The organism is Candidatus Limimorpha avicola, assembly GCF_056978975.1.
Window position 1 is genome coordinate 228,715 of sequence record NZ_DBMCYK010000001.1, and the last position, 24,919, is coordinate 253,633.

A 24,919-nucleotide genomic window follows, 5' to 3' on the forward strand; every position below is an offset into this window, starting at 1 on the left:
TCACGGACTATGAAACAGAATGAAGTAATCAACGATTTGAGTACAGCTGATTTGATGGAACGTTTGGAAGAAACACGCACCCAATATGTTAAGATGAAACTTCAACATGCCGTGTCTCCATTGGAAAATCCTCATAAGCTTAGTGAATGCCGCAAATCTATTGCTCGTATAATGACCGAGTTGAGAAGACGTGAAATCGAATCAAATAAATAATTAACGACGAAAGGAATATACAATGGAAAGAAATCTTAGAAAAGAGAGAATCGGTGTTGTGGCAAGCAATAAGATGGAGAAAACCATCGTCGTTGTGATTGAACGTCGTACAAAACACCCAATATACGGTAAATTTGTTAAGAAATCTACACGCTTTATGGCTCATGACGAGAAAAATGAATGCAATATAGGTGATACCGTACGTATCATGGAAACTCGTCCGTTGAGTAAAAATAAACGTTGGAGATTAGTTGAAATAATAGAAAGGGCCAAGTAATGATACAACAGGAATCAAGACTTTCAGTAGCTGACAACAGTGGCGCAAGAGAAGTGTTGTGCATCAGAGTTTTAGGTGGCACAAAAAAACGCTACGCCCGTATTGGCGATATTATAGTGGTAACAGTGAAAGACGCTCTCCCTAACGGTAACGTGAAAAAAGGAGCAGTGGTGAAAGCTGTAGTAGTACGTACTAAGAAAGAGACTCGCCGTATCGACGGTTCTTATATCCGTTTCGACGACAACGCTTGCGTATTGCTTAATAATGCCGGCGAAATGTTGGGAACTCGTATCTTTGGACCGGTTGCGAGAGAATTGCGCGAAAAACAATATATGAAAATCGTATCTCTGGCACCTGAGGTACTCTAATCAAGAAAGGATAAGTTATGAGTAAATTGCATGTTAAAAAAGGTGATAACGTGGTGGTTATCTCCGGTACGCAAAAGGGAAAGACAGGTACAATCCTCAGTGTTGACGTAGAGAAATCTAGAGCAATAGTGGAAGGCGTGAACTTGGTTTCTAAACATTCACGTCCAAGTACTGAGAATCCTAAAGGCGGTATAGTGAAAAAAGAAGCCGGTATCCATGTGTCGAATCTTATGGTACTCGACAAGAATGGCAAAGCCGGTCGTATAGGTCGTAAAAAAGACGACAATGGTAAGAATGTACGTTATTCAAAAAAAACAGGGGAGGTGATTAAATAATGAACTATCAACCCAAACTCAGAGAACAGTATAAGAGTGAAATCGTGCCTGCGTTGATGAAGGAGTTCAACTATAGATCCGTTATGCAGGTTCCACGGCTTTTGAAAATTTCACTCAATCAGGGTATTGGCGCTGCATTGACAGACAAAAAACTGATTGATTATGGTGTAGAAGAAATGACAGCTATCACCGGACAGAAAGCAGTTCCTACAATATCAAAACACGACGTATCAAACTTTAAGTTGCGTCGTGGTAACCCGATAGGCGTGCGCGTGACTTTGCGCGGTGACAGAATGTACGAATTTCTTGAACGCCTCGTAGCTGTCGCCTTGCCTCGTGTACGTGACTTCAGAGGTATTAATGACAAAGGTTTCGACGGACGCGGAAATTATAGCTTCGGTATTACCGAACAGATAATATTCCCCGAAATCGATATGGATAAAGTAAACCGTATTAACGGTATGGATATTACCTTTGTAACTTCTGCTAGAACCGACAAGGAAGCAATGGCCTTGTTGAAGCAGTTTGGTCTTCCATTTAAAAACCAGAAAAAACAGTAAGATATGGCAAAAGAGTCAATGAAAGCGCGTGAGCTTAAAAGAAAACAAATGGTTGAGAAATATGCTGCCAAACGTGCTGCATTAAAGGAAGCCGGCGATTATGTCGCCCTGCAGAAACTTCCGAGAAACGCTTCTCCTATTCGTTTGCATAATCGTTGTCAGCTTACAGGACGTCCAAAAGGTTATATGCGTCAGTTTGGCATCTCACGTATCAACTTCCGTGAAATGGCATTGAAAGGTTTAATTCCGGGTGTAAAGAAAGCAAGTTGGTAATTAATTAAACATTAAAACAATGATTACAGACCCTGTAGCAGATTTTTTGACTCGCATTCGTAATGCCGTCAATGCAAAACATAGAATCGTAGAAATACCTGCTTCCAACGTGAAGAAGGCTATAACAAAGATACTCTTCGAGAAAGGTTATATCCTTAATTATAAATTCGAAGAAGTTGGTCCCCAAGGTGTTATTAAGATAGCTCTTAAATATCATCCTGTTACTAAACAGCCGGCCATCATGACTATAGACCGTGTGTCACGCCCGGGATTGCGCCAATATGCCGGTTCTGAAAACCTTCCCAGAGTGTTGAATGGTCTCGGTATTGCCATCATCTCAACATCAAAAGGTATAATGACTGATAAAGAGGCTCGTAAGCTTCATATCGGCGGTGAAGTGTTGTGTTATGTTTCATAATAAGTAGGAGGTTAAGTTATGTCATTATCAAGAATTGGTAAATTGCCTATAGCAATACCTGCAGGAACAGAGGTCTCGGTAGAAGGTAACGTGTTTACAGCTAAAGGTAAACTCGGTAAGTTGTCACAAGACTTCCACGGTGACGTTATCGTTAAAATAGAAGACGGTCACGTTGTTTTGGAACCTGCCAACATTCCGGACGCCAGTGCAAAACATGGACTTTATAGAGCTTTGTTCTTCAATATGGTGAAAGGCGTTTCAGAAGGATTCGAATTGGTTCAGGAACTCGTAGGCGTTGGTTATAAAGCCGAAGCCAAAGGTCAACAATTGGAATTGGCACTCGGGTTCTCTCATAATATCATCATGGTGTTTCCAGAAGAGATTAAAGTAGAGACCGTTAACGAAAGAGGTAAGAACCCCATTATCAAGTTGCGTTCTTACGATAAACAACTGCTTGGTCAAGTAGCAGCAAAAATCCGCTCGTATCGTAAACCTGAACCGTACAAGGGTAAGGGTGTCAAGTTCGTCGGTGAGGTGTTGAGACGTAAACAAGGTAAAGCAGCAGGTAAATAATGTTTAAGTCGATATTTGAAAAACGCAATTAAGATGGCAAAAATTAAAAAGATAGAAAGAAGATTGAATATCAAGAAACGTGTGCGTAAAGTCGTCAGCGGCACAGCAACACGTCCGAGAATGTCGGTCTTTAGAAGCAATAAGCAGATTTACGTTCAACTTATTGACGATATAGCGGGTAGAACATTGGTAGCAGCCAGCTCTCGTGAGAACGGAATCGAAGATGAAAAAATTACTAAAGTCGAACAGGCAGCAAAAGTGGGTGCTCTCGTGGCAGAAAAAGCAAAAGCGGCAGGCATCGAGACTGTGGTGTTCGATCGTAATGGTTATTTGTATCATGGTAGAGTGAAGTCGTTGGCCGACGGAGCTCGTAACGGTGGATTAAAATTCTAAAGCACTATGTCAGAAGTCAACGTAAAAATAGTAAAAACTTCAGAGATTGAGTTAAAAGACCGTTTGGTTAGCGTACAACGTGTTACCAAGGTTACCAAAGGAGGACGTACTTTCAGCTTCTCCGCTATAGTAGTCGTCGGCAATGAGAACGGTGTGGTGGGTTACGGTCTTGGTAAAGCCAAGGAAGTACAGGCTGCCATCGCAAAAGGTATCGATGATGCTAAGAAAAATTTGATTAAAGTTCCTGTAATCAACGGAACTCTTCCTCATGAGCAATATGGCAAGTATTGCGGCGCATACGTGTATGTGCAACCGGCAACACCCGGTACCGGCGTTATTGCCGGTGGTGCAATGCGTGCTGTCTTGGAAAGTGTTGGTGTGAAAAACGTGTTGGCAAAATCAAAAGGTTCTTCAAATCCTCACTCTGTGGTGAAAGCAACCTTTGCGGCTTTGTCAAAAATGCGTGACGCTCACACTGTGGCTCAGATGAGAGGTGTTGATTTGGATGTGGTGTTTAACGGATAATCTTTAACGACAATGAAGAAAGTTAGAATAACTCAGATTAGAAGTGGCATCGGCAGACCACAAGATCAGAAAGATACACTCAAAGCATTGTGTCTTAGAAGAATGCATCAGTCGGTGGAAGTGGATATCGAAAATCCTTGCCTCGCCGGTATGGTGGAGAAAGTGAAACACCTTCTCAAAATTGAAGAAATTTAATTGTTGAACTAAGAAATTTGAATAAGTATGGATCTTAGTAATCTAAAACCGGCAAAAGGTTCTGTTAAAGGACGTAAGAGAATCGGTCGTGGCCAGGGTTCCGGTTATGGCGGCACTTCTACACGTGGTCATAAGGGAGCATATTCACGCTCCGGAACTACACATAAGATTGGTTTCGAAGGTGGTCAGATGCCTTTGGCTCGTCTGGTTCCTAAATTTGGTTTCAAAAATATTAACCGTAAAGAATATCGTCCGGTCAATATCGAGGTGTTGCAGGATTTTGCAGATAGCGGTATATTTGAAATCACTCCGGAATTGTTAGTGGAAAACGGTTTCGCTAAAAAGAATGAACGTATCAAGATTCTCGGAAACGGTGAATTAAATGCAAAAATGTCTGTAAAGGCTCATGGCTTTTCCAAGAGCGCTGAAACAGCAATCACTAATGCCGGTGGCACTGTAGAGATAATTTAACAACAACAAAACTGAAGAGATATGAAGGAGTTATTAATAGTTTTTCTGGTATGCTTGGCTATAGCCGCTATCCTTTGGATGAATAAGCGACTGAGAGAAAATGTTCGCAACATCTTTAAGATAGAAGAACTCCGTAAACGTATTTTATATACCATCTTGATAGTCCTTATCTATCGTTTTGGTTCCTACGTCGTTCTTCCCGGTGTTGACCCCAACATGTTGACTCAATTGAAAAGTCAAAGCAGCTCAGGCCTCCTCGGTTTGTTGAATATGTTCTCAGGTGGTGCTTTTGCGAATGCTTCCGTGTTTGCTTTGGGTATCATGCCTTACATTACAGCTAGCATTATCGTCCAATTGTTTGGAATGGCAATACCTTATTTCCAGCGTTTGCAAAAAGAAGGCGAAAGCGGTCGTCGTAAAATTAATCAGATAACACGTTATCTTACAGTGGCTATTGTAGCTGCTCAGGCTCCGGCTTATATTACCAACCTCCGCATTCAACTTCCTGCTGAGGCAATATATCCTTTTGTCCCGGGCGGATCACCGACATTGTTCTTCTGGATATCATCAATTCTGATACTGATAGCAGGTACTTTGTTCGTGATGTGGCTTGGTGAACGTATCACCGACAAAGGTATTGGCAATGGTATTTCCCTCATCATCATGATAGGTATCATAGCTCGTTTGCCTTTTGCCTTGTTCGCAGAAGTGGTGTCACGTTTTACCGAAGGTACAGGCGGTCCTATATTCTTCCTCTTGGAAATGGTATTCCTTGTCATCGTTATAGTTCTCACTATAATGCTCGTGCAGGGTACCCGTAAGATTCCGGTACAGTATGCAAAACGTGTTGTGGGTAATAAACAATATGGTGGCGTCCGCCAATACATTCCTTTGAAAGTCAATGCAGCAGGTGTTATGCCTATTATCTTCGCTCAAGCTATTATGTTCATCCCTATCACTGTGGTGGGATTTACACAAAGCGAGTCGATGGGAAGATTTATGGCTGCAGCTACCAACGTGAATGGTTTCTGGTATAATTTTGTGTTTTTCATCCTCATCGTCGCTTTTACTTACTTCTATACTGCTGTGACCATCAACCCGGCACAGATGGCAGAAGATATTAAAAAGAACGGTGGCTTCATACCCGGCGTGAAACCGGGAAAGAAAACACAGGAATATTTCGATACCATCATGTCGAGAATAACCCTTCCGGGTTCAATATTCCTCGGAATAGTTGCCATCATGCCTGCAATAGTCTCAACACTCGGCGTTAATCAACAGTTCTCGCAGTTTTATGGCGGAACATCGTTGCTTATCCTCGTCGGTGTGGTGTTGGATACTTTGCAACAAATCGAAAGTCATCTTCTTATGCGTCATTATGATGGCTTGACAAAGAGCGGTCGTATAAAAGGACGTAGCGGAAGAATGTAAGATGGATTTCTAAATCATGATTCATTACAGAACAGAATCGGAAATAGAGTTGCTTAGAGAAAGCGCTTTGCTGGTGGGTAAGACCCTCGGCGAAGTAGGAAAGCATATACGTCCGGGAGTCCGTACCATAGAACTCGACAGGATAGCTGAAGAGTTTATCAGAGACAATGGTGCAGTTCCTGTGTTTAAAGGTTATGAAGGATTTCCCGGAAGTTTATGCATCTCCGTCAATGAACAGGTGGTCCATGGTATCCCCGGAAATTACGAGCTTCGTGATGGAGATGTGGTTTCGATAGATTGTGGTACATTGCTCAATGGTTATGTCGGCGATTCTGCTTATACTTTTACAGTCGGAGAGGTAAGCGAAGAGGTGAGACTTTTGCTCGAAAGAACAAAAGAATCATTATATAAAGGTATAGAACAGGCAGTGGCAGGTAACAGAGTCGGCGACATTGGTCATGCCGTGCAAAGTTTTGTTGAACAATATGGCTATGGAGTGGTTCGTGAATTGGTGGGACATGGAGTCGGCCGCAAAATGCATGAAGACCCACAAGTGCCAAATTACGGTAATAAAGGTTCCGGAGTAAGACTGTCTGAAGGTATGGTCTTGGCAATAGAACCTATGATAACGCTCGGTAAGAAGGATATTGTGATGGAACGCGACGGCTGGACAATAACCACAAAGGATCGTAAACCGGCAGCTCACTTTGAACATGATGTGGTAGTGCGTCAGGGAAGAGCAGAGATTTTGTCGAGTTTTGAATGGGCTGAAGAATCGGAAATCAATAAATAAAATAGGATATTATATGGCAAAACAATTGTCGATAGAACAGGACGGAACAGTAATAGAATCACTCGGTAATGCAATGTTTCGGGTGGAATTGGAAAATGGATTGGTGATAATAGCACATATCTCTGGTAAAATGAGAATGCACTATATAAAGATTTTACCCGGTGATAGAGTGAAACTTGAGATGTCGCCTTATGATTTGACAAAAGGACGTATAACATTCAGATATAAATAATACATGCTTCTCGAAAAGAGAGGTGATGATAATAAAACATTGACTTTAAGCGAAAAAATCAAAACATATCATGAAAGTCAGAGCATCAATAAAGAAGAGATCAGACGATTGCAAAATAGTGCGTCGTAAAGGTAAATTGTATGTAATTAACAAAAAGAACCCTAAGGAAAAACAACGTCAGGGTTAATATTAACAAAAAACAGATAAATTATGGCTAGAATTGCTGGAGTGGATATACCGAATAACAAACAAGGTCAGATAGCATTGACTTATATTTACGGTATTGGTCGTTCATCTGCAAAAACGATACTTGAAAAGGCAGGCGTTGATGCAGAAAAGAAGGTTCAGGACTGGACCGACGACGAACAAAATTCTATTCGTAACATCATCGCTGATGAATATAAGGTAGAAGGAGAACTTCGCAGCGAGGTGCAAATCAATATCAAACGTTTGATGGATATTGGATGTTACAGAGGAATACGTCATCGTCTCGGATTACCTCTTCGTGGACAAAGTACAAAAAATAATGCACGTACTCGTAAGGGGCGTAAGAAAACTGTTGCTAACAAGAAGAAAGCTACGAAGTAATAACGTAGTTGGATCATATTAAAAAACCATTAAAAAAAGTTAAAAATGGCAAAAACCACAAAAGTCGTTAAGAAACGTGTTGTGAAAGTTGAAGCTACCGGTAAGGCATTTATCAAAGCTTCATTCAATAACATCATCATTTCATTAACAAACAATGAAGGACAAGTCATATCTTGGGCATCGGCAGGAAAAATGGGATTCAAAGGTTCAAAGAAGAATACCCCTTATGCCGCTCAGATGGCTGCAGAAGATTGTGCCAAGACTGCGTATGACTTGGGATTAAGAAAAGTTAAAGCTTATGTAAAAGGACCTGGTTCGGGACGTGAATCAGCTATCCGTTCAATCCACTCAATGGGAGTTGAGGTTACAGAAATTATTGACGTTACTCCATTGCCGCATAACGGATGCCGCCCGCCTAAACGCAGGAGAGTGTAATTTGTGTTTAACAGTTTAAAATTTATTAGTTATGGCAAGATATACAGGTCCTAAAACAAAAATCGCACGTAAGTTCGGTGAACCAATCTATGGTCCGGATAAAAATTACGAAAAAAGAAATTATCCTCCGGGACAACATGGCGCAGCAAAGAGAAGAAAGAAAGTCTCTGAATATGGCTTGCAGTTGCAGGAGAAACAAAAAGCAAAATACACCTATGGCATTTTGGAAAGACAGTTTAGAAATATCTTCTTGAAAGCCAGTAAGAAAAAAGGTATCACAGGTGAAATATTACTCCAACTCATCGAATCACGTCTTGATAATCTCGTGTACCGTTTTGGCATCGCTCCAACACGTGCCGCTGCACGTCAACTTGTGAATCACCGTCATATCACCGTTAACGGTAAGGTCGTTGATATACCGTCATATATGGCAAAAGTGGGTGACATCATTGCAGTGCGTGAGAGATCAAAGAGTTTGGAAGTCATTACCAATTCAGTGGAAGGCCATACCAATCGCTTTCCATGGTTAGAATGGGATTCGGCATCTCTTAGCGGTAAGTTTATGAGCTATCCAAACCGTGAAGATATTCCTGAAACCATCAATGAACAACTGATCGTTGAGTTGTATTCTAAATAATCGAATATAAACTGATATATGGCAATATTAGCGTTTCAAAGACCTGACACGGTCGTCATGGTAGAATCGACAGACAAAAAAGGTGTCTTCGAATTTCGTCCCCTCGAACCCGGTTTCGGTATGACTATAGGTAATGCTCTCAGAAGAGTGTTGCTTTCTTCACTCGAAGGTTATGCCATTACTTCCATACGCATTGAAGGCGTGGAACATGAAATGGCTCCTATACCCGGCGTGATAGAAGATGTGACCGATATGGTGTTGAAGTTTAAACAAGTGAGATTTAAACAGCAAATACCGGGCGAGACTTCAGAAAAAGTTACTGTGGTGGTCTCCGGTAAGGAGGAATTTGTCGCTGGCGATATTAATAAATCCCTTTCCGTGTTCCAGGTACTTAACCCGGAATTGGTGATATGCCACATGGACCCTTCTGTGACTATTACTGTGGACTTGACAATAAACAAGGGAAGAGGTTATGTCAATGCTGACGAAAATAGAGTGGACTCCGCTCCAATAAATACCATTGCCATCGATTCTATCCATACTCCTATTCGTAATGTCAGCTTTAAAGTCGAAAACTATCGTGTGGAACAGAAAACAGACTACGAGAAACTCGTTCTCGACATTGAAACTGACGGCTCTATCAATCCTAAAGACGCCATGACCGAGGCTGCAAGAATTTTGATCTATCATTTTATGCTCTTCTCAGACGAGAGAATAACAATGTTGGACGAACAGAAAATCGTTACCGATGATTTGGACGAAAATTCTTTGCGCATACGTCAATTGCTTAAGACTAAACTCGTGGATATGGACCTCTCGGTTCGTGTCTTGAATTGTCTTAAAGCTGCAGAAGTGGACACAATAGGAGATCTCGTTGCCCTTAATAAGGCTGACCTCCTCAAATTCCGTAATTTCGGTAAAAAGTCTTTAACGGAACTTGATGAACTTGTTAGAAGTAAAGGACTCGAATTTGGAATGAATATCAGTAAATATAAATTAGATAAGGAATAAAAAGATGAGACACAATAAGAAAATAAATCATTTAGGTAGAAAAAGCGCACATCGTAATGCTATGTTGTCGAATATGGCGTCCTCGCTCATTCTCAATAAACGTATCATTACAACCGTTGCTAAAGCTAAGGCTCTTAGAATGTACGTGGAACCGATGATTACTCGTTCCAAAGACGATTCTACAAGTTCACGCCGTTTGGTGTTCAGCATGCTGCAAAATAAAAATGCTGTTACTGAACTTTTCCGTGAAATAAGCCAGAAAGTCGCAGACCGCCCAGGTGGCTATACCCGTATCATTAAACTCGGTAATCGTCCCGGCGATTGCGCCGATATTTGTATGATGGAACTCGTTGACTATAACGAAATTTATTCAAATACCAAGAAAGTCAAAGCTGCTAAGACGACTCGTAGAGGCGGTAAGAAAAAAGTATCCGAAACAACCGAGACGCCGGTTGAAAACACTCAGGAATGATTCCTTAGAGTATATTTTATTGGGACGGGAGTTAAACTTTCGTCCCTTTTTTGTTGTTTGTTTCTCTGAAATATAGTATTTTTGCAACGCATAAAAAATAACTGTTATATGAGTACTATTAGTTATGTTCACGCACGCCAGATATTGGATTCGCGTGGAAATCCTACAGTAGAAGTCGATGTCGTAACAGACGACGGTGTCCTCGGTCGTGCTGCTGTACCATCAGGTGCTTCAACAGGCGTTCATGAGGCTGTCGAACTTCGCGACGGCGATAAATCTAAGTTCCTCGGCAAGGGAGTCCTTAATGCAGTGAATAACGTTAATACTGTTATTGCCGACGCTCTGACAGGCTATGAGGTTACAGACCAAAATGAAATAGATAAGCGTTTGATTGAACTCGACGGTACCCCCAACAAAGGTAAACTCGGAGCTAATGCCATTCTAGGAGTGTCTCTTGCTTGCGCTAAGGCTGCTGCCTATACTACTAACCAACCTCTTTACCGTTATGTAGGCGGCGTCAGCGCCAATACCTTGCCTATCCCGATGATGAATATCCTCAATGGAGGATCTCATGCCGATAATAGCATAGATTTTCAAGAGTTTATGATAATGCCCGTTGGCGCTGCTTCTTTCTGTCAAGCATTGCAGATGGGCGCTGAGGTGTTCCATAACCTTAAATCGGTTCTTAAAAATGCCGGTTATTCCACTAATGTTGGCGATGAAGGAGGTTTTGCCCCTAATCTTAAATCTAATGAGGAAGCTGTTGAGGTGATATTACAGGCTATTGAAAGAGCCGGCTATCGTCCGGGCGAAGATGTTTTCCTTGCCCTCGACCCTGCATCGTCAGAGTATTTTATCCCTGAAGAAAATGTCTATCATCTCCATAAATCAACAGGTGATAAATTGACACCTTCTCAAATGGTGGATTATTGGAAAAATTGGACAGAGAAATATCCTATCATCTCCATAGAAGACGGTATGGCTGAAGACGACTGGGACGGCTGGAAACTTATGACCAATACTCTTGGCAATAAAATACAACTCGTAGGCGATGACCTTTTCGTTACTAATGTCGAACGTCTTAAAATGGGTGTCGAACGCGGTGTTGCTAACTCTATTCTTGTGAAAGTTAATCAGATAGGTTCTCTTACTGAAACTATCGCTGCTGTAAATTATGCCTATCGCAACTCATACACTGCCGTGATGAGCCATCGCTCGGGTGAGACTGAAGATACTACTATTGCAGACCTCGCCGTCGCTCTTAATACAGGTGAGATTAAAACAGGTTCTGCAAGCCGTACTGACCGTATAGCCAAATATAACCAGTTGCTGCGTATTGAAGAACAACTTGGTGATGTGGCTTACTATCCCGGCAAGAACTTCAAGTTCGGCAAATGATTTTTTATTATATATCGTGAAAGATGTGCCTTAAAACTGTTCCGTATAGGATAGCTTATATTTAGTAAGGCACATCTTTTTTATTTATATGGACTTGAATATGATTAAGTGATAAAGACTTATCGCTGTTGTTGTCGGTATTGCAGTGTTTTCTACATTAAATCAATACTGTTGTTTTTCAGAATCTTCAAAATAATCGTCTTTGAAATTAACCAGATAAACCTTGTTCTTCGCTCTTGTTACTGCTGTGTAGAGCCATCGAAGGTCTGTTATGTTGTGCGTCTCTCCATCCGGAAGGAATGGTGCATCTATGAATACATTTTTCCATTGACCTCCCTGTGTCTTATGACACGTTAATGCATATCCGAATTTGACTAATAATGCATTGTACCATGGATTGTTCATCATGGCTTTATATCTGTCTCTTTTGTTAGGAATGTCCATATAATCTTCTTCTATTGCAGAATAAAGACGCCATGATTCATCGGAAGTGAGGACGGGACTGTTGCTCGTCAAAGTGTCCAACAATATCTTGACAGACAGATCAGAAGAATCCGGATAATCCGTCAATCTTATCTCGACATCGGCGAAATGGAAGCCATACATTTCCTCAAAATGATTTATCTTATTGATTTCTATCATGTCGCCGTTGGCAATAAACTCAATTTCCTTGCTCTTGTCAGTCCAGAAATAGTTGTTTTTTACTACCATCAGTCTGTCTCCTGTCGATATTTCTCCCTCTTCTTGTAAAATACCTTGTCTGATTGCTTGATTGTATAATACGGCTCTTTTGTTGGACCTTACTATTATTATGTTTTCTGATGCTTCGGCACTGTTGAAGTTTTGTTGTAGCAACTCTTCAAAGCTCATGGGGTCTATGCGTTGAAAGTCGTTGAAATTCCTGGTGTGGAAAAAAGGGAGGCTACAGTCTTTATTTAGCAGTTTGTTTCTTATCATAGTGGCATTAAACAATACTCCTGATTCCAAAGACTGACGCATCACTTCTTTAAGCTCAAAAGAGGCTACTGTAAGATTGAAGCTGTTTTTCAAGATATTAATGTCGTTTGCAGGGCTTAGGTCTGTTCCAACAGGCGGAAGTTGGGCTTTGTCGCCTATAAATAGCAACTTGCAGTTTTTCCCGCTGAAGACATATTCTATAAGGTCATCGAGAAGGGAACGTCCTCCATATCTGTATTCATCACCTATCATGGAGCATTCATCGACAATGAACAGAGTGTTTCGAGCCTTGTTTTCGGTACGTATGATTTTTATATTGCCTTCACCGAATTCGGCAAAACGATAAATCTTACGGTGAATGGTAGATGCAGTTTTTCCCGTGTAATTGCTTAACACTTTGGCAGCACGTCCTGTGGGAGCCAACAGACTGAAACTCATTTTAATAAGAGGAAGTGACTTTATTATTGCACTTACTAATGATGTCTTGCCGGTGCCGGCATACCCTTGAAGCAGATATGCAGGTTTACTCTTTTCACTAAGAAGAAAATAAGACAGATGCTGAAGCACTTTTGCCTGTCCTTCAGTGGGTTGAAATTCAAAATGACTTACAAGATATTGATATAGAGTGTGATTGTCCATGCACAATATTATTTAGAATGGATAACCAATACCGAAGTTCCAAATGAAATTGGTGAGTTTCAAGTTTTTAAGTCTCCATCGTTCATTTTCAGGATATTCAGGGTCTCTGATAGGAGCTGCGACGTCAACTCTGACAAGGAAGAAAGAGAAATCGAAACGAAAGCCTATTCCGGCATCAATGGCAAGTTGTTTATAAAATGTGTTGAAATCGAATTTGCCATCGACAAAAGTACTGCTCTCTTTAGAGGTCCAAATGTTTCCCATGTCAGTAAAAATGGCACCTTTTAAAAAACTGTAGATAGGGAAACGATATTCTACGTTGAACTCGAGTTGAATATCGCCTATACGTTCTATGTCAAGATTCTGAGGATTGCTGAATCCACCGGGTCCGAGGTCACGGAAATGCCAACCTCTCATGCCATTCGAGCCTCCTGCGAAGAAACTCTTTTCAAAAGGCATGTCGTATGAGTTGCCGTATGGTATGCCGAGTCCGACCATCTGACGCAATACAATCTGATGGTTTTCTCCGAAATAATGGTAAAAACGAAAATCTACCGAGAACTTTAAATATTGTGAATAACTTATACCGAAAATCTCATGATGATCATCTACTTCTTTCAATAATTTAGTGTTGTTAAACAACGATAGCAGATTTCCGGAAGACTCGAAGTCTATTTTAATATAAAAGAAGTCGTTGAGTGTGCGTATGTTTTGGTTACTGAAAATGAAACTGTAATCGAGACCGAATATTAAGTGGTTGGTATATTGGTCTTTGATACGCTGATTCGTCTCCTGGTCGAGAAGTTTTTTAAACTCTTCGGAAGGATTGACTTTAACACTGTTGAGATTGATGGGTGTTAAAATATGTTGAATGGATTGGTTCTGCATCCAGTTATAGCCAAACCCGGCAGTTAGTATGTATCTTGAATATATAGAACGTATCTGCATGTTGTAACCTGCAGTCAGACTTGTTCTCGGTTGATATTCAAGGACAAAGTTGGTTAACCCGAAGAAACTCAGGAAACGTGGAAACAGTATGCTGACGTCAATACCTAACTCTTTGGTGTTGAATATACTTGTGTTGTTGACATCTCCACTTCCGGAAGTGACACTTTGAGCCTGAATACCCGCCTTGAAGTTGATATTGAAAACTTCAGAACCACGGAAAATGTTTTTGTTCCGGAAAGTGACTTTCCCCAGGATACCTAAATCACCCCCTGAATTGGTGCCTTCTACTTGAATATTGTAATAATTGAGTTTACCTTTATGTAAGTTGATGTTGCAATCCAAATAGTTGATACTGTCACCTTCTATTTCCAATGGAGTAAACTCTATATAGTTCTTGTTGTATATTTTCAGGTTGTTAAGACCTCTGTATGTTTGACTTACCCTGTAAAGACTATATTTCTCGTTCGGGTGTATCTGTATCACTTGATTGAAAGTTTTGTATCGTATCTTGGGATTGGTAGTGTTGACGAAATGGAAAGTGAAGTCGGGCAGTTTTTTCGTTAAAGAAAATACATATTCTGTAGTATCCGGAACTGTCTGTTCCTCCTGGGAGTTGTAGTTCGGATTGATGAATACATTGCGGATATTGTATTGTTTATGAGGAATATAAGTGTTGGTTTCTGAATCATAAACATTCTCTATACGTAAGGTGATATCAGCCCTTTGCTGCATGAAATTGGTGTCTATGTCATAATATATATAGTCCTTGGAAAAATAATAATATCCATTGTTTCTTAGATATTCGGTAATTTTGTCTCTTTCATCGTCAAGAGTATATGCGTTGTAAGTCTTACCTGTTTTTAATGGCAAATCATCGAAAATCTCAGCGATGAGTTTACGTATTGTGCTATCGGCAATATCGTAACCTTTGTTTTGAACTTTATATGGTTTGGATGGCGTTATTTTGTATGTTACATTGGTTCGTTTTCTTTTTGTAATATAACTTGAATATACAACGGATTTAAAATAACCTATGTTGTTTAAATAGGTGATTATCTGTTTTTCGGATTCATCCAAAGAAATAGTACTCAGATAGGTTGGCTTGTTTCCCAGGTTCTCGTTTACCCAACGCCAGAATTTTTTATTTGTTTTGTCTTCTGTCTTGTAATATAGCCAGACTCTCGGCATGAACCCGAAAAAGGAATGTGTAGGTTTCAGAGAAATAAAAGGAATGATGTCAAATCTTGAAAACTCAGTCTTTGAAGAATCTATTACAACATGATTTGATGTTACGATACTCTTGTCATCAGGAATATAACCCTTGATGGCACAACTCGACAATAACAGAGTCGCGATTAATAACATCGATATTTTTAATGCTCGCTGCACAAAATAACATTTTTGCAAAGATACAATAAAGTTGCTTTGATGTTGAATTTATGATTTAAAATATAAAATTGTTGTTCATAAAATAGGTTGATGTATTGTTGTTAATATAATAACAAGAAAAATATTAAAAACAGTTCGATATTTTATTGTTTTTATATCAAAGTGGTTTTATTTATCTTTTTATTTGAAGATGGTCAAAATATTTTGCAATTCTTAAAAAATCAATCTGATTTTTACTAATCTTAAATCTTAATCTTTAATAAGATTTGACAATGTTGGTTTATCAGTTGTTTTGTTGATATAAGCTATATGAAATTATTCCTTGAATTAAATGTAAAACTCTTTGTGCGTTTCTGAGTTAGATGTTGACTTATGTGTTGAGTGAAATTTTTACGGATTTTTAATTTTCATAATTAATGTTCATTGAGAATTTGAATTTATTTATGATGCTTTGTCCTTCATTATGCAAATACAATATTTTTATGTTGAGACATTATAGTTATGCTGTTTTTACAATAATTTTGATAAATAGTGTTGTTTTTCAGGTTGTTATTTTAGATGGATATATCTATTAAACTATTATTTGGCGAGCAGCAATATTAAATGTTGAGGATATTTAATGGTAAAATGAAAGAATATCTTGATTTTTAAAAAAATATTGCTTTTTAGTTTTAAAGGACTTATTTTTGCAAATTTAAAAAGCATGCATAATTATTAATAAATAAATTTGAATATGAAAAAGAAAGTTTTATTGATGTTAATGATTCTTTTGACATTAACTATGTGCAGAAAGCAAAAGTTGGAGGAAATAACGATTGTCAATGGGCAATTCAACGGCCACGATTATGTTGACTTAGGACTGCCGAGCGGATTATTATGGGCAACATGCAATATAGGAGCTGATTCTCCTTACGATTACGGTAATTATTATGCGTGGGGAGAAACGATGACAAAATCGATTTATACCGAAGAAAATAGTATGACATGGGGACAATCTATTGGAGATATAAGTGGCAATCCTCAATATGACGCAGCAAGAGTTAATTGGGGAGGAACTTGGAGGTTGCCAATCAGATCCGAATTTGAAGAATTAATTAATAATTGTACATGGACATGGACTATTAGAAATAATAATTATGGGTATATAGTAACGGGGCCGAATGGAAATAGCATCTTTCTTCCTGCTGCGGGTTACCGTGAGGGGTTTTCTCTTGATGATGCAGGTTCGGATGGTGCTTATTGGAGTTCTACACCTAAAGAGTCTTTTATAACTTATGATGCATACTTCCTCGACTTTGATAGTAGGGAACTTAGTATGGATTGGGATGATCGTTGCGAAGGTCTATCCATACGCCCTGTATCAGATTAAAGACTGTTGTGTTTATGATTTGCTTGTGGTGTGATATTTGAAAGTCACACCACTTTTTTAAAAAAAGAATATTTTTTTATATATTTAGGTGATTAAATTTGAAAATGAAATTTCTGACGATAATAATCGGTTTTATAAATTCGGATGAGTTTTTACAAACTTTATAATTATTCGGCAAGTTTTGTTACTGTAGTTATTTATAATACAAACTGATGCACGAATTGTCAAGTGTTTAAAATACCTGTATATTATTCTTATGTAAAGATTTTTATGGAATTTTCAATCATATTTTCCTGTTCGAGAAAATGCAGTGGATGACTTCTACCTGCCATGATAATAATTGGTCGTTTCTAAAAATTAAAAAATACCAATAAAATTTCATATAATTGGTGTAATGAAATAAATTGCAATTCGTTGCAATAATAAGTTTGTTATGGAACAGATGTCTGCTTTACCTAATACCAAAATAAAACTTCCGGATCTTACGGTAGTGTTGTTACTGCTGTTAAGTTAAAAATAAATACGTTGGAATGGCATTATAAAGTGGCATTGTACATTATGAATTTTTACAAAAAAAAGCTGCGTGAATATCAGCAGCTTGATTTAGTGGTTTTTTATTTGTTGCAATGTGTCATTTTTCATCTACAGGGTCATTACCGTTTCCTTCATTGTCTATGGTTTCATCCGTTTTTTCGTCTCCGTCGTTGGTTTCTTCATCATCTCCGTTGTTGGTGAATCTTTTAATGAAATCGGCTATTTTTCTGAATACCAATGTATTGGACATGATATCCAAGATTATGCGTCTCAACGACATCATCTCGCTCATCTCGTTGAAGTCATATTGAATGTCAACATTGGTCTTTTTGATTTTCAGATTGAGGTAATCTATCTGTTGGTCGAGTTCAGTTAAGTTCTGAGGGACTTTCAATGTTGACAAACAATTGTCCTTGTTGTCTTCTCTGTCATTGAGCAGTCGTGTTATCTGTCTGACGATAAATTTTTTAGTCAGGCAATACGTCGCAAAACCAATAATGACGTAAATGCCGCTTAATATTAGAAATCCGTCATATATGTTGCCATATTTGCTTCCGTACCACGAGACAAAAGCAAACGACAGTGAGACAAGCACTAAAATGAAGAAGATGGCAATTATAATATTGCCTATCAGTGCTGAAACACATTTTATTATTCTTTTTGTGAGGATTAACTCATAATAAGCTAACTTTAAATTGATAAGGTTGATAACATCATCCTTGATTTGTGAAACGGTATTGCCTAACTTGTTTTCAAACATATTTTAATAATTTAAACGACTTCAGCTACATTGTGCCGAGTCTCTGATTTTTCTTTGCGTTCGTTGTTACGCACATTTTCAAATTTGTCGAGGATTTTGTCTTCCAAATCCCTTGCCTGTGATTTCAATCTGCGTCTTGTCTCTACGCCTTTGTCGGGGGCATATAACACACCAAGAATGACGCCTGCAGCCATGCCTGTGATGAGGCCGACTCCTAAAACCAATAATGTTTTCTTTGTTCTGTTGCTCATAATGCTTTTTGTTTTTTCTTTAAACATCGATAATAGTGAAATGTTTTCCGGTGAATCTTAATAAAAGATAAAAACTTCAACTTTTATCGACAATGTCTTCTTTTTTGTCAATCTTCTTTTTCTTGGTCTGTATGGCGTTCAGATTTTGCGTTAACATTTCGACAAACTTGAATCCTATCAGGAACTGACTTGCGATAATGCGTATGATAGTATAGGTTGGAATGGCAATAATCATGCCCAATATTCCACCTATTTTACCTCCAATTAATATTACGAAGAAAATCTCCATCGGGTGAGCACTGACACTTTTGGAATAAATCAAAGGCTGCAATACAAAATTGTCGATGAGATTGGCTCCGACGAAAGAACATATAATGACTAACGAATGATGTAACAACTCTGAATATAACCCGCTGCTGAGTACCGAGATGATGCCTAACAGTGTGCCTAATATACATCCCATCAGAGGTCCGAGATATGGGATAATGTTCATCAAGCCTCCTATGAATCCTATCATCAGGGCGTTGTCGATGCCGAAAATGTATAAACTTGTCGAAATCAATATCATCATGGTGATGACTTCCGTTATCAGTCCGAAAATGTATCTTGTCAACATCTTTCGGGTGAGACTTAATATCTTTTCCATCTTTGGAATGGATCTGTCAGGTGTGACAGCCTTGAAAATGTTGTTGATTATAGTCGGCTCTCTCAACAAAAAGAATGTCAGAAAAATGATGGAGAACAATCCTACGAAGAATGAACTCGTGGCAGATACTACCGATGTGAATACAGTGCTGAAATTGGTCCAGTTGAGAAGACTGTTGAGATATTTTTCAATAAACAAGAGAGTTTCTTCCTGTGACCTTATTATGTTGTAGTTGCTTAGAAAGTCAAAAACCATTGTCACGGGTTTTTTGAAATAAGCCCAGACAGCATCGTAATCTATATTGGATAATAAGTTGGCCTCCTTGTTTATCAATGGTATTATTATCAATACGAATAATGAGATAAAACCAAACATGATAATCAGTGTCAGTATGGCTGCTATACTGCTGTTGATATACAACTTTTTGATATGTAATTTTTTAATGAATTCACATACAGGTCTTCCTATGATGAACAAAACAGACGATATCGCAAAATAAACGGCAAGGTCCGGGAAGAAGTAGGCAAGCAGGACCAATACCAAGATACCGCTCAAAGGTTTTATAAGGTTTATTAATTTTTCCATAATCGGGTTATTTTACAGTATGTTTTCTAAAGTCATGTCGAACAATTTGTCGAGCGAGATACCCATGAATGCCGCCTGTTTCGGCAAGATGCTTGCCGTTGACATGCCCGGTACTATGTTGACTTCGATGAAAGTCAGTTCTTCATCGCTTAGGATGTAATCGAAACGGGCGAATCCTTTGCATTCTAACTTTTTGTACAGCATGGCGGAGGTCGCTTTTACCTCTATTTCAACTTCTTCGTCAATGTCGGCAGGTGTTATCTCATCGGCTTTGCCGGCAGTATATTTGGCTTCGTAATCGAAGAATTCGTTCTTGCTTATTATTTCTGTCAAGGGAAACACTATCATTTTGCCTTTTACTTCCATCACCGAGCAGGCGAGTTCTCTTCCTTTGACGTATTTCTCTACCATGATTTCATCACCGGCAGAGAAAGCATGTCTTATCGCATCATCGAACTGTTCCATGGTGTTGACTTTGCTGACGCCTACACTTGAACCATTGCATACCGGTTTGACGAAAACGGGAAGCCCTAATGTGTCAGCTATCTCGTTGACGTCGTATCTGTCGTCTTTTCTTAGCGTAACAGAGGGGGAGATGTTGGCACCGTAAGCACCGGCAAGCGTCTTGCAAAACTCTTTGTGGAATGTTACTGCCGAGGTGGTGAATCCTGACGACGTATATGGAATCTTCAGCATGTCGAAATATCCCAATAGTTCGCCGTCTTCTCCGGGTATGCCGTGAATGGCATTGAAAACAGCATCGAAAGTGATTTTCATGTCTCCTTTCATGATGGAGAAATCATTCCTGTCAACTTCGCACACCTTGTCGTTTCCATCAAAATAATACCAGCTGTCTCTCTGTATTACAATGATATAAGATTCGTATTTGTTCGGGTCGAGATGTTCTTTTACCACTTTTGCACTGTTGATGGAAATTTCATACTCACCGGAATACCCTCCACAAACTATTGCTATTTTTTTCATGATGTCTATTATAAGAATTCAACGAAAAATAATTATCTTTGTCGCACCAAAAATAATAAAATCAACGTTATAATAGATAATAAAAATTTAATAATGAAGTTTTTCGGGTTTTTGAGAGACAAGGCGTTTTATATTCATTTGATAATCATTATATTAGCTGTTGTAGGCATTTTTGAGTTAGCTTTTGGGGTGTTGGATAAGTTTACCCGGCATGGTGAAGAATACGGAGTTCCTAACTTCATTGGAATGGATTATCGCGAGATGGAACAACGTTATGGTGAAGATTACACCTTTATTCTCATGGATACCGTATATGTCAAGGACTTTCCTGAAGGCGCTGTATATCAGCAAGACCCTAAACCGGATTCGAAAGTGAAAAAAGGTCGTAACATATATTATGTGAGGACATGTATATCCCCTGAAATGGTGAAAATGCCTAATCTGCGCAATTTGTCTCTTCGTCAGGCTATGGTGACACTTAACTCCAACGGACTTGTGGTTGACAAACTCGTCTTTGTGGATTATTTTGCGAGAAATGCCGTGGTGAATCAATATATTGATGATGAGGTCATAGAACCGGATGTTATGGTACAGAAAGGCACTGCCGTTACTCTCGAAGTCGGATACGGAACAGGTGAGCGACTTACCAATATACCGGACCTTGTAGGAATGTCGAAATCTCAGGTCTTATCTGCACTTCATAATGCTTCTCTCAACTTAGGCAATGAAATAAATGTGGATAATGCTCCGGACAGCCTGATGCGTGTTTCAGCCATGGAACCTTCTTATAACAAGGACGTTTATGTTGAACTCGGCTCTCCTGTCAATGTGTATTATCGTTCTGAGAATGTGTTCGACTTTGCTTCCTATCTTGGTGAACGTGCCAAGAAAGACTCCATGGTCAATGCAATGGAGAGAAACAAGGCGCCTGTGTTTGAAATACAGATGGTTATCGACAGCTTTAATTTTATTTTGACAAATAGACGCTTCTCATTCGATTCCATAGAACGTGCACAGGATATGGAGCTTGAGTTTGTACGTCCGATGAATAATATCAATTATGAAGAAGATAATAATGAATATGAATATGATTCCGAATATGAGTTTTAACAGATTCTTTTTTATAGTATCGTTGACATTGTTTTTTGGAACGATGTGTGTTGCACAGGAATATGTTACGGATTTCTCTTATGGAAATATTCCTGCCGGCGAACTTGACGATGTGAAACGTTCCGATGAAGCTCTCACACTGCCATTTTTCGATGATTTCTCAAATACGAAGACATATCCCGACCGGAATAAATGGCAAAACAAGAAAGTCCTTGTAAATCATGGTTTCCCGAAATATCCGGTAAACTATCAGGCTGCAACTTTTGACTTGCTCGATGAGTTTGGCAAGGTTTATTCCAACGGCAGTTCCAATCCTTTTATTGCCGATTCGCTCATGTCGGTTCGCATTCGTCTTGATTCCGTGATGGATAACGGGATATGGAGAGCTTTGACTCCTGCCGATTCTGTGTATTTCAGTTTTTATTATCAGCCGCAGGGCTATGGCGATGCACCGGAAACTGATGACTCTCTCGTGCTCCAGTTTGGCTATGGCGTTCAGGACTTCTATGTGGACTCTATGTATATTCAGATATCCGGAGGCATGCTCGAGGCTATGGGACAGGATACCATATACCCGGGCGATACGGTTTATCATTATAATTCACCCTGTAATCCGGAACTTTATGCAATTGCCAATTCTGTGCTCGTCCAAAACGACATGATATTGATGCCTTGCGATACGGTGTTTTATGAGAGAATAAAATGGAAACAGGTGTGGAGCACTCCGGGAATGTCGCTCGACACTTTCATGCTTCAAAATAATGGAAACTCTTTTAAACAGGTGATGATACCGGTCACCGACGAGGCGTTTTTCTCAGGCAGTTTTTATGTGCTGTTTTTCAACTATGGTACTCTGCCTTCTACCATGTATCCTAACGACAGAAGCAATATGGACCAGTGGAACGTCGATTATGTATATCTCGATAAAAACAGAGGACAAAAAAACAGGTATTATCCCAAAGTCGGATTTTCACAATATTCTCCTTCTTTGTTGAAACGTTATCAGGCTATGCCGTACAGACAATACAAGAATAATTTCATCGCTGCCGTCAATAATGAGACACGACTGTATCTCTCCAATACCGACAGTCTCGCTCATCAGGTGCAGTATAGATGTAATGTGCAGTCGGTCACCGATGACTGGAGTTATGATTATGAGATGAGTCCTTTTGTGTTGCAACCGTATAACAGCATGGGAATAGATACTGTGGATGCTTATCTTTCCAACTTTGTGTATGATTTCGAGAATACAGCCGATACAACTTCTTTTGTGATACGTCATTATATAGAAGTCGTCGATGAATACGGCAATATGGTAGAGTCGGATTCATTGGTACGTCATCAGGGGTTTTATAACTATTATGCTTATGATGACGGTATCCCGGAGAAAGGCTACGGTGTCGTGCCGGAGGAAGCCTGTTTTGCTGTACAATATAAGGTATCTACTCCGGATACTCTCTGTGGCGTACAGATGCTTTTTAACAGGACTTTCAATAATTCCAATTATGAGTTTTTCGATATTGTGGTGTGGGGTGATAATAACGGTAAACCTGGTACGGAGATGTACCGCCTGGAAAATCAACGTCCTCAATGGTCTGACAGTATTATCTATAGATTCGGATATTTCCCTTTTGATAAAACTGTAATGGTAAATAATCTGTTTTATGTTGGAATCATGCAACAGAACGACAGGAGTATCAACATAGGCTTCGATACTTCTGTAGATAACAGTCAATATAACTTTTATGATACCGGAGAAGGCTGGAAGAACAGTTCTTTCCAAGGTTCCGTTATGATACGTCCCGTTTTGGGCAAGTCGTATTATATAGGTGTTCCGGAAAATGAAAGTAAACTTGATGTTTTGACAGTATATCCCAATCCGACGGACGGCACCTTGCATATTGGTGGTGTGGATGCTTCTGAGGCAATGGCAGTCAAGGTTTTCGATGTCATGGGTAGAGAGTTGATGATGTCTCGATATTCTGATATGTTGAATGTCGATATGTTGAATAATGGCATTTATTTTATTAGAATTATGATGAAAGATGGGAGTTTCAGGACTTCCAAGTTTGTGATATCGCGTTGACAGATTTATGACAGAAGATTTTACAGGTGTATATAGTGACAGCTCTGAAGAGGAGAATACAGAGTTGTTTGAACATTATCGTATAGTTGTCGATAAAGGACAGACTTTGATGCGTGTGGACAAGTTCTTGCAGGGAAGATTGGAAAATATCTCGCGCAACAGGGTCCAGCAGGCGGCAAAGGCCGGCAGCATACTCGTCAATGACAAACCGGTGAAACAGAATTACAGGGTGAAACCTGATGACGTGGTGTCGGTAGTGTTGTCGTATCCTCCTCGTGAGGTCGTGATATATCCGGAGGACATACCGCTCGATGTGGTATATGAAGATGATGATGTCATAGTTGTCAATAAACAGGCAGGGCTTGTGGTGCACCCGGGTCATGGCAATTTCAACGGGACTTTGCTTAATGCTCTTGCCTTTCATTTTAAGGAAAACGGCTCCCAAGTGGAAAACGGATTCGGCTATCTGGTGCACAGAATAGACAAAGATACCACCGGTTTGATGGTGGTCGCAAAAAATGAAATGGCACAGACGGTGTTGGCTAAACAGTTTTTTGACCATTCTACACAAAGACGCTATCAGGCAGTGGTGTGGGGCGACTTCGACGAGGATGAAGGTACTATTGAAGGCAATATCGGCCGTAATATTAAAGACCGTGTGGCAATGACGGTATTTCCTGACGGCTCTCAGGGCAAGACCGCAATTACACATTACAAGGTGTTGGAACGCTTTCGTTATGTGTCACTCGTGGAATGCCGTCTCGAGACAGGTCGTACTCACCAGATACGTGTGCATTTCCAGTATATGGGACATCCTTTGTTTAATGATGCCATGTATGGCGGTAATATTATATTGAAAGGTACTACGTTTTCCAAATATCGTCAGTTTGTTGATAATTGTTTTACCGAGATACCACGGCATTGTCTCCATGCCAAGATGATAGGCTTTGTACATCCTTCTTCGGGTAAACAGATGATGTTCGACTCGGAATTGCCCTACGATATGAAGACGGTCCTTGACAGATGGCGCCGCTATGTGGCATCGCGTAATGATGAAAAATAA

General features: G+C 39.6%; 32 protein-coding genes. 26 read left to right on the forward strand and 6 right to left on the reverse strand.

Annotation, left to right across the window (positions count from 1 at the left end; all coding sequences use genetic code 11):
- The first annotated feature begins 9 nt into the window (after nt 1-9).
- From rpmC to eno, 22 genes are all read left to right on the forward strand, one after another.
- Nucleotides 10-213, forward strand: coding sequence for a 50S ribosomal protein L29 (gene rpmC, locus ACZOVS_RS00925; RefSeq protein ID WP_483995359.1), 204 nt, complete (start codon nt 10-12; stop codon nt 211-213).
- Between the two features lie 22 nt (nt 214-235).
- Nucleotides 236-490: a 30S ribosomal protein S17 gene (rpsQ, locus tag ACZOVS_RS00930; RefSeq protein WP_483995360.1), complete on the forward strand. Its 255-nt coding sequence runs from the start codon at nt 236-238 to the stop codon at nt 488-490.
- Nucleotides 490-858: a 50S ribosomal protein L14 gene (rplN, locus tag ACZOVS_RS00935; protein ID WP_483995361.1), complete on the forward strand. Its 369-nt coding sequence runs from the start codon at nt 490-492 to the stop codon at nt 856-858. Before rpsQ ends, rplN begins: the two co-directional genes overlap by 1 nt.
- Before the next feature lie 17 nt (nt 859-875).
- Entirely contained in the window at nt 876-1,193 is a 318-nt protein-coding gene (gene rplX / locus ACZOVS_RS00940) for a 50S ribosomal protein L24 (RefSeq protein WP_483995362.1), read from the forward strand.
- Nucleotides 1,193-1,753, forward strand: coding sequence for a 50S ribosomal protein L5 (rplE, locus tag ACZOVS_RS00945; RefSeq protein ID WP_483995363.1), 561 nt, complete (start codon nt 1,193-1,195; stop codon nt 1,751-1,753). Before rplX ends, rplE begins: the two co-directional genes overlap by 1 nt.
- Before the next feature lie 3 nt (nt 1,754-1,756).
- The gene (gene rpsN, locus ACZOVS_RS00950) at nt 1,757-2,026 is read left to right on the forward strand and encodes a 30S ribosomal protein S14 (protein WP_483995364.1); all 270 of its coding nucleotides are present in this window, start codon (nt 1,757-1,759) and stop codon (nt 2,024-2,026) included.
- 22 nt (nt 2,027-2,048) lie between these two features.
- Nucleotides 2,049-2,444 carry a 30S ribosomal protein S8 gene (rpsH, locus tag ACZOVS_RS00955; RefSeq protein ID WP_483995405.1) on the forward strand — a complete coding sequence of 132 codons (396 nt, stop codon included), beginning with the start codon at nt 2,049-2,051 and terminating at the stop codon, nt 2,442-2,444.
- A gap of 18 nt (nt 2,445-2,462) precedes the next feature.
- Nucleotides 2,463-3,017 (forward strand): 50S ribosomal protein L6, encoded by a 555-nt coding sequence (gene rplF, locus ACZOVS_RS00960; protein ID WP_483995365.1) that lies wholly within the window; start codon nt 2,463-2,465, stop codon nt 3,015-3,017.
- 33 nt (nt 3,018-3,050) lie between these two features.
- Nucleotides 3,051-3,410, forward strand: a complete 360-nt coding sequence (rplR, locus tag ACZOVS_RS00965; RefSeq protein ID WP_483995366.1) for a 50S ribosomal protein L18 — start codon at nt 3,051-3,053, stop codon at nt 3,408-3,410.
- A 6-nt stretch (nt 3,411-3,416) separates the two neighbouring features.
- Nucleotides 3,417-3,935, forward strand: a complete 519-nt coding sequence (rpsE, locus tag ACZOVS_RS00970) for a 30S ribosomal protein S5 (RefSeq protein WP_483995367.1) — start codon at nt 3,417-3,419, stop codon at nt 3,933-3,935.
- Between the two features lie 12 nt (nt 3,936-3,947).
- Entirely contained in the window at nt 3,948-4,130 is a 183-nt protein-coding gene (gene rpmD, locus ACZOVS_RS00975; RefSeq protein WP_483995368.1) for a 50S ribosomal protein L30, read from the forward strand.
- 27 nt (nt 4,131-4,157) lie between these two features.
- Nucleotides 4,158-4,601, forward strand: coding sequence for a 50S ribosomal protein L15 (gene rplO / locus ACZOVS_RS00980; protein ID WP_483995369.1), 444 nt, complete (start codon nt 4,158-4,160; stop codon nt 4,599-4,601).
- Nucleotides 4,602-4,679: 78 nt separating this feature from the next.
- Nucleotides 4,680-6,032 (forward strand): preprotein translocase subunit SecY, encoded by a 1,353-nt coding sequence (gene secY, locus ACZOVS_RS00985; RefSeq protein ID WP_483995406.1) that lies wholly within the window; start codon nt 4,680-4,682, stop codon nt 6,030-6,032.
- A gap of 16 nt (nt 6,033-6,048) precedes the next feature.
- Entirely contained in the window at nt 6,049-6,825 is a 777-nt protein-coding gene (gene map / locus ACZOVS_RS00990) for a type I methionyl aminopeptidase (protein ID WP_483995370.1), read from the forward strand.
- A gap of 13 nt (nt 6,826-6,838) precedes the next feature.
- On the forward strand, nt 6,839-7,057 hold the full coding sequence (infA, locus tag ACZOVS_RS00995) for a translation initiation factor IF-1 (protein WP_483995371.1): 219 nt from the start codon (nt 6,839-6,841) through the stop codon (nt 7,055-7,057).
- A gap of 70 nt (nt 7,058-7,127) precedes the next feature.
- Nucleotides 7,128-7,244, forward strand: a complete 117-nt coding sequence (gene rpmJ / locus ACZOVS_RS01000; RefSeq protein ID WP_178462370.1) for a 50S ribosomal protein L36 — start codon at nt 7,128-7,130, stop codon at nt 7,242-7,244.
- A 20-nt stretch (nt 7,245-7,264) separates the two neighbouring features.
- On the forward strand, nt 7,265-7,645 hold the full coding sequence (rpsM, locus tag ACZOVS_RS01005) for a 30S ribosomal protein S13 (protein ID WP_483995407.1): 381 nt from the start codon (nt 7,265-7,267) through the stop codon (nt 7,643-7,645).
- Between the two features lie 45 nt (nt 7,646-7,690).
- On the forward strand, nt 7,691-8,080 hold the full coding sequence (gene rpsK, locus ACZOVS_RS01010; RefSeq protein ID WP_483995372.1) for a 30S ribosomal protein S11: 390 nt from the start codon (nt 7,691-7,693) through the stop codon (nt 8,078-8,080).
- A 31-nt stretch (nt 8,081-8,111) separates the two neighbouring features.
- On the forward strand, nt 8,112-8,717 hold the full coding sequence (gene rpsD / locus ACZOVS_RS01015) for a 30S ribosomal protein S4 (RefSeq protein WP_483995373.1): 606 nt from the start codon (nt 8,112-8,114) through the stop codon (nt 8,715-8,717).
- Nucleotides 8,718-8,735: 18 nt separating this feature from the next.
- On the forward strand, nt 8,736-9,728 hold the full coding sequence (locus ACZOVS_RS01020) for a DNA-directed RNA polymerase subunit alpha (RefSeq protein ID WP_483995374.1): 993 nt from the start codon (nt 8,736-8,738) through the stop codon (nt 9,726-9,728).
- Between the two features lie 4 nt (nt 9,729-9,732).
- Complete coding sequence (gene rplQ, locus ACZOVS_RS01025; RefSeq protein WP_483995375.1) at nt 9,733-10,200, forward strand: 50S ribosomal protein L17; 468 nt, start codon at nt 9,733-9,735, stop codon at nt 10,198-10,200.
- A gap of 108 nt (nt 10,201-10,308) precedes the next feature.
- Nucleotides 10,309-11,598, forward strand: a complete 1,290-nt coding sequence (eno, locus tag ACZOVS_RS01030) for a phosphopyruvate hydratase (protein WP_483995376.1) — start codon at nt 10,309-10,311, stop codon at nt 11,596-11,598.
- Between the two features lie 162 nt (nt 11,599-11,760).
- Here eno and ACZOVS_RS01035 read toward each other — a convergent pair whose 3' ends face one another.
- Both ACZOVS_RS01035 and tamL read right to left on the reverse strand, forming a co-directional pair.
- Nucleotides 11,761-13,194 carry an ATP-dependent DNA helicase gene (locus ACZOVS_RS01035; RefSeq protein WP_483995377.1) on the reverse strand — a complete coding sequence of 478 codons (1,434 nt, stop codon included), beginning with the start codon at nt 13,192-13,194 and terminating at the stop codon, nt 11,761-11,763.
- Between the two features lie 12 nt (nt 13,195-13,206).
- The gene (tamL, locus tag ACZOVS_RS01040; protein ID WP_483995378.1) at nt 13,207-15,507 is read right to left on the reverse strand and encodes a translocation and assembly module lipoprotein TamL; all 2,301 of its coding nucleotides are present in this window, start codon (nt 15,505-15,507) and stop codon (nt 13,207-13,209) included.
- Nucleotides 15,508-16,264: 757 nt separating this feature from the next.
- Here tamL and ACZOVS_RS01045 point away from each other — a divergent pair.
- Nucleotides 16,265-16,900 carry an Lcl C-terminal domain-containing protein gene (locus ACZOVS_RS01045; protein ID WP_483995379.1) on the forward strand — a complete coding sequence of 212 codons (636 nt, stop codon included), beginning with the start codon at nt 16,265-16,267 and terminating at the stop codon, nt 16,898-16,900.
- A 631-nt stretch (nt 16,901-17,531) separates the two neighbouring features.
- On the opposite strand, the gene ACZOVS_RS01050 is transcribed toward ACZOVS_RS01045, so the two are convergent.
- From ACZOVS_RS01050 to ACZOVS_RS01065, 4 genes are all read right to left on the reverse strand, one after another.
- Nucleotides 17,532-18,194 carry a hypothetical protein gene (locus ACZOVS_RS01050; RefSeq protein ID WP_483995380.1) on the reverse strand — a complete coding sequence of 221 codons (663 nt, stop codon included), beginning with the start codon at nt 18,192-18,194 and terminating at the stop codon, nt 17,532-17,534.
- Nucleotides 18,195-18,205: 11 nt separating this feature from the next.
- Nucleotides 18,206-18,445 carry a YtxH domain-containing protein gene (locus tag ACZOVS_RS01055; protein ID WP_483995381.1) on the reverse strand — a complete coding sequence of 80 codons (240 nt, stop codon included), beginning with the start codon at nt 18,443-18,445 and terminating at the stop codon, nt 18,206-18,208.
- A gap of 76 nt (nt 18,446-18,521) precedes the next feature.
- Nucleotides 18,522-19,676 carry an AI-2E family transporter gene (locus tag ACZOVS_RS01060; protein WP_483995382.1) on the reverse strand — a complete coding sequence of 385 codons (1,155 nt, stop codon included), beginning with the start codon at nt 19,674-19,676 and terminating at the stop codon, nt 18,522-18,524.
- Between the two features lie 12 nt (nt 19,677-19,688).
- The gene (locus tag ACZOVS_RS01065; RefSeq protein WP_483995383.1) at nt 19,689-20,660 is read right to left on the reverse strand and encodes a D-alanine--D-alanine ligase; all 972 of its coding nucleotides are present in this window, start codon (nt 20,658-20,660) and stop codon (nt 19,689-19,691) included.
- Between the two features lie 93 nt (nt 20,661-20,753).
- Between ACZOVS_RS01065 and ACZOVS_RS01070 the strand changes: the two genes are divergently transcribed.
- Genes ACZOVS_RS01070 through ACZOVS_RS01080 form a run of 3 tightly spaced genes read left to right on the forward strand, consistent with a single transcriptional unit; the run spans nt 20,754 to nt 24,919 of the window.
- On the forward strand, nt 20,754-21,770 hold the full coding sequence (locus ACZOVS_RS01070; protein ID WP_483995384.1) for a PASTA domain-containing protein: 1,017 nt from the start codon (nt 20,754-20,756) through the stop codon (nt 21,768-21,770).
- Nucleotides 21,721-23,856: a T9SS type A sorting domain-containing protein gene (locus ACZOVS_RS01075; RefSeq protein WP_483995385.1), complete on the forward strand. Its 2,136-nt coding sequence runs from the start codon at nt 21,721-21,723 to the stop codon at nt 23,854-23,856. The genes ACZOVS_RS01070 and ACZOVS_RS01075 overlap by 50 nt, the downstream gene beginning before the upstream one ends.
- A gap of 7 nt (nt 23,857-23,863) precedes the next feature.
- Nucleotides 23,864-24,919, forward strand: coding sequence for an RluA family pseudouridine synthase (locus ACZOVS_RS01080; protein ID WP_483995386.1), 1,056 nt, complete (start codon nt 23,864-23,866; stop codon nt 24,917-24,919).

Coding starts and splice junctions, on each gene's coding strand:
- ACZOVS_RS01075 (WP_483995385.1), top strand. CDS start 21,721: ATGAAGAAGATAATAATGAATATGAATATGATTCCGAATATGAGTTTT.
- rplE (WP_483995363.1), top strand. CDS start 1,193: ATGAACTATCAACCCAAACTCAGAGAACAGTATAAGAGTGAAATCGTG.
- rplQ (WP_483995375.1), top strand. CDS start 9,733: ATGAGACACAATAAGAAAATAAATCATTTAGGTAGAAAAAGCGCACAT.
- rpsK (WP_483995372.1), top strand. CDS start 7,691: ATGGCAAAAACCACAAAAGTCGTTAAGAAACGTGTTGTGAAAGTTGAA.
- secY (WP_483995406.1), top strand. CDS start 4,680: ATGAATAAGCGACTGAGAGAAAATGTTCGCAACATCTTTAAGATAGAA.
- ACZOVS_RS01070 (WP_483995384.1), top strand. CDS start 20,754: ATGAAGTTTTTCGGGTTTTTGAGAGACAAGGCGTTTTATATTCATTTG.
- infA (WP_483995371.1), top strand. CDS start 6,839: ATGGCAAAACAATTGTCGATAGAACAGGACGGAACAGTAATAGAATCA.
- rplR (WP_483995366.1), top strand. CDS start 3,051: ATGGCAAAAATTAAAAAGATAGAAAGAAGATTGAATATCAAGAAACGT.
- rpmD (WP_483995368.1), top strand. CDS start 3,948: ATGAAGAAAGTTAGAATAACTCAGATTAGAAGTGGCATCGGCAGACCA.
- eno (WP_483995376.1), top strand. CDS start 10,309: ATGAGTACTATTAGTTATGTTCACGCACGCCAGATATTGGATTCGCGT.
- rpmJ (WP_178462370.1), top strand. CDS start 7,128: ATGAAAGTCAGAGCATCAATAAAGAAGAGATCAGACGATTGCAAAATA.
- ACZOVS_RS01020 (WP_483995374.1), top strand. CDS start 8,736: ATGGCAATATTAGCGTTTCAAAGACCTGACACGGTCGTCATGGTAGAA.
- rpsQ (WP_483995360.1), top strand. CDS start 236: ATGGAAAGAAATCTTAGAAAAGAGAGAATCGGTGTTGTGGCAAGCAAT.
- rplO (WP_483995369.1), top strand. CDS start 4,158: ATGGATCTTAGTAATCTAAAACCGGCAAAAGGTTCTGTTAAAGGACGT.
- ACZOVS_RS01055 (WP_483995381.1), bottom strand. CDS start 18,445: ATGAGCAACAGAACAAAGAAAACATTATTGGTTTTAGGAGTCGGCCTC.
- rplF (WP_483995365.1), top strand. CDS start 2,463: ATGTCATTATCAAGAATTGGTAAATTGCCTATAGCAATACCTGCAGGA.
- ACZOVS_RS01035 (WP_483995377.1), bottom strand. CDS start 13,194: ATGGACAATCACACTCTATATCAATATCTTGTAAGTCATTTTGAATTT.
- ACZOVS_RS01060 (WP_483995382.1), bottom strand. CDS start 19,676: ATGGAAAAATTAATAAACCTTATAAAACCTTTGAGCGGTATCTTGGTA.
- rpmC (WP_483995359.1), top strand. CDS start 10: ATGAAACAGAATGAAGTAATCAACGATTTGAGTACAGCTGATTTGATG.
- rplX (WP_483995362.1), top strand. CDS start 876: ATGAGTAAATTGCATGTTAAAAAAGGTGATAACGTGGTGGTTATCTCC.
- map (WP_483995370.1), top strand. CDS start 6,049: ATGATTCATTACAGAACAGAATCGGAAATAGAGTTGCTTAGAGAAAGC.
- tamL (WP_483995378.1), bottom strand. CDS start 15,507: ATGTTATTAATCGCGACTCTGTTATTGTCGAGTTGTGCCATCAAGGGT.
- ACZOVS_RS01045 (WP_483995379.1), top strand. CDS start 16,265: ATGAAAAAGAAAGTTTTATTGATGTTAATGATTCTTTTGACATTAACT.
- rpsE (WP_483995367.1), top strand. CDS start 3,417: ATGTCAGAAGTCAACGTAAAAATAGTAAAAACTTCAGAGATTGAGTTA.
- ACZOVS_RS01080 (WP_483995386.1), top strand. CDS start 23,864: ATGACAGAAGATTTTACAGGTGTATATAGTGACAGCTCTGAAGAGGAG.
- rpsN (WP_483995364.1), top strand. CDS start 1,757: ATGGCAAAAGAGTCAATGAAAGCGCGTGAGCTTAAAAGAAAACAAATG.
- rplN (WP_483995361.1), top strand. CDS start 490: ATGATACAACAGGAATCAAGACTTTCAGTAGCTGACAACAGTGGCGCA.
- rpsD (WP_483995373.1), top strand. CDS start 8,112: ATGGCAAGATATACAGGTCCTAAAACAAAAATCGCACGTAAGTTCGGT.
- ACZOVS_RS01050 (WP_483995380.1), bottom strand. CDS start 18,194: ATGTTTGAAAACAAGTTAGGCAATACCGTTTCACAAATCAAGGATGAT.
- ACZOVS_RS01065 (WP_483995383.1), bottom strand. CDS start 20,660: ATGAAAAAAATAGCAATAGTTTGTGGAGGGTATTCCGGTGAGTATGAA.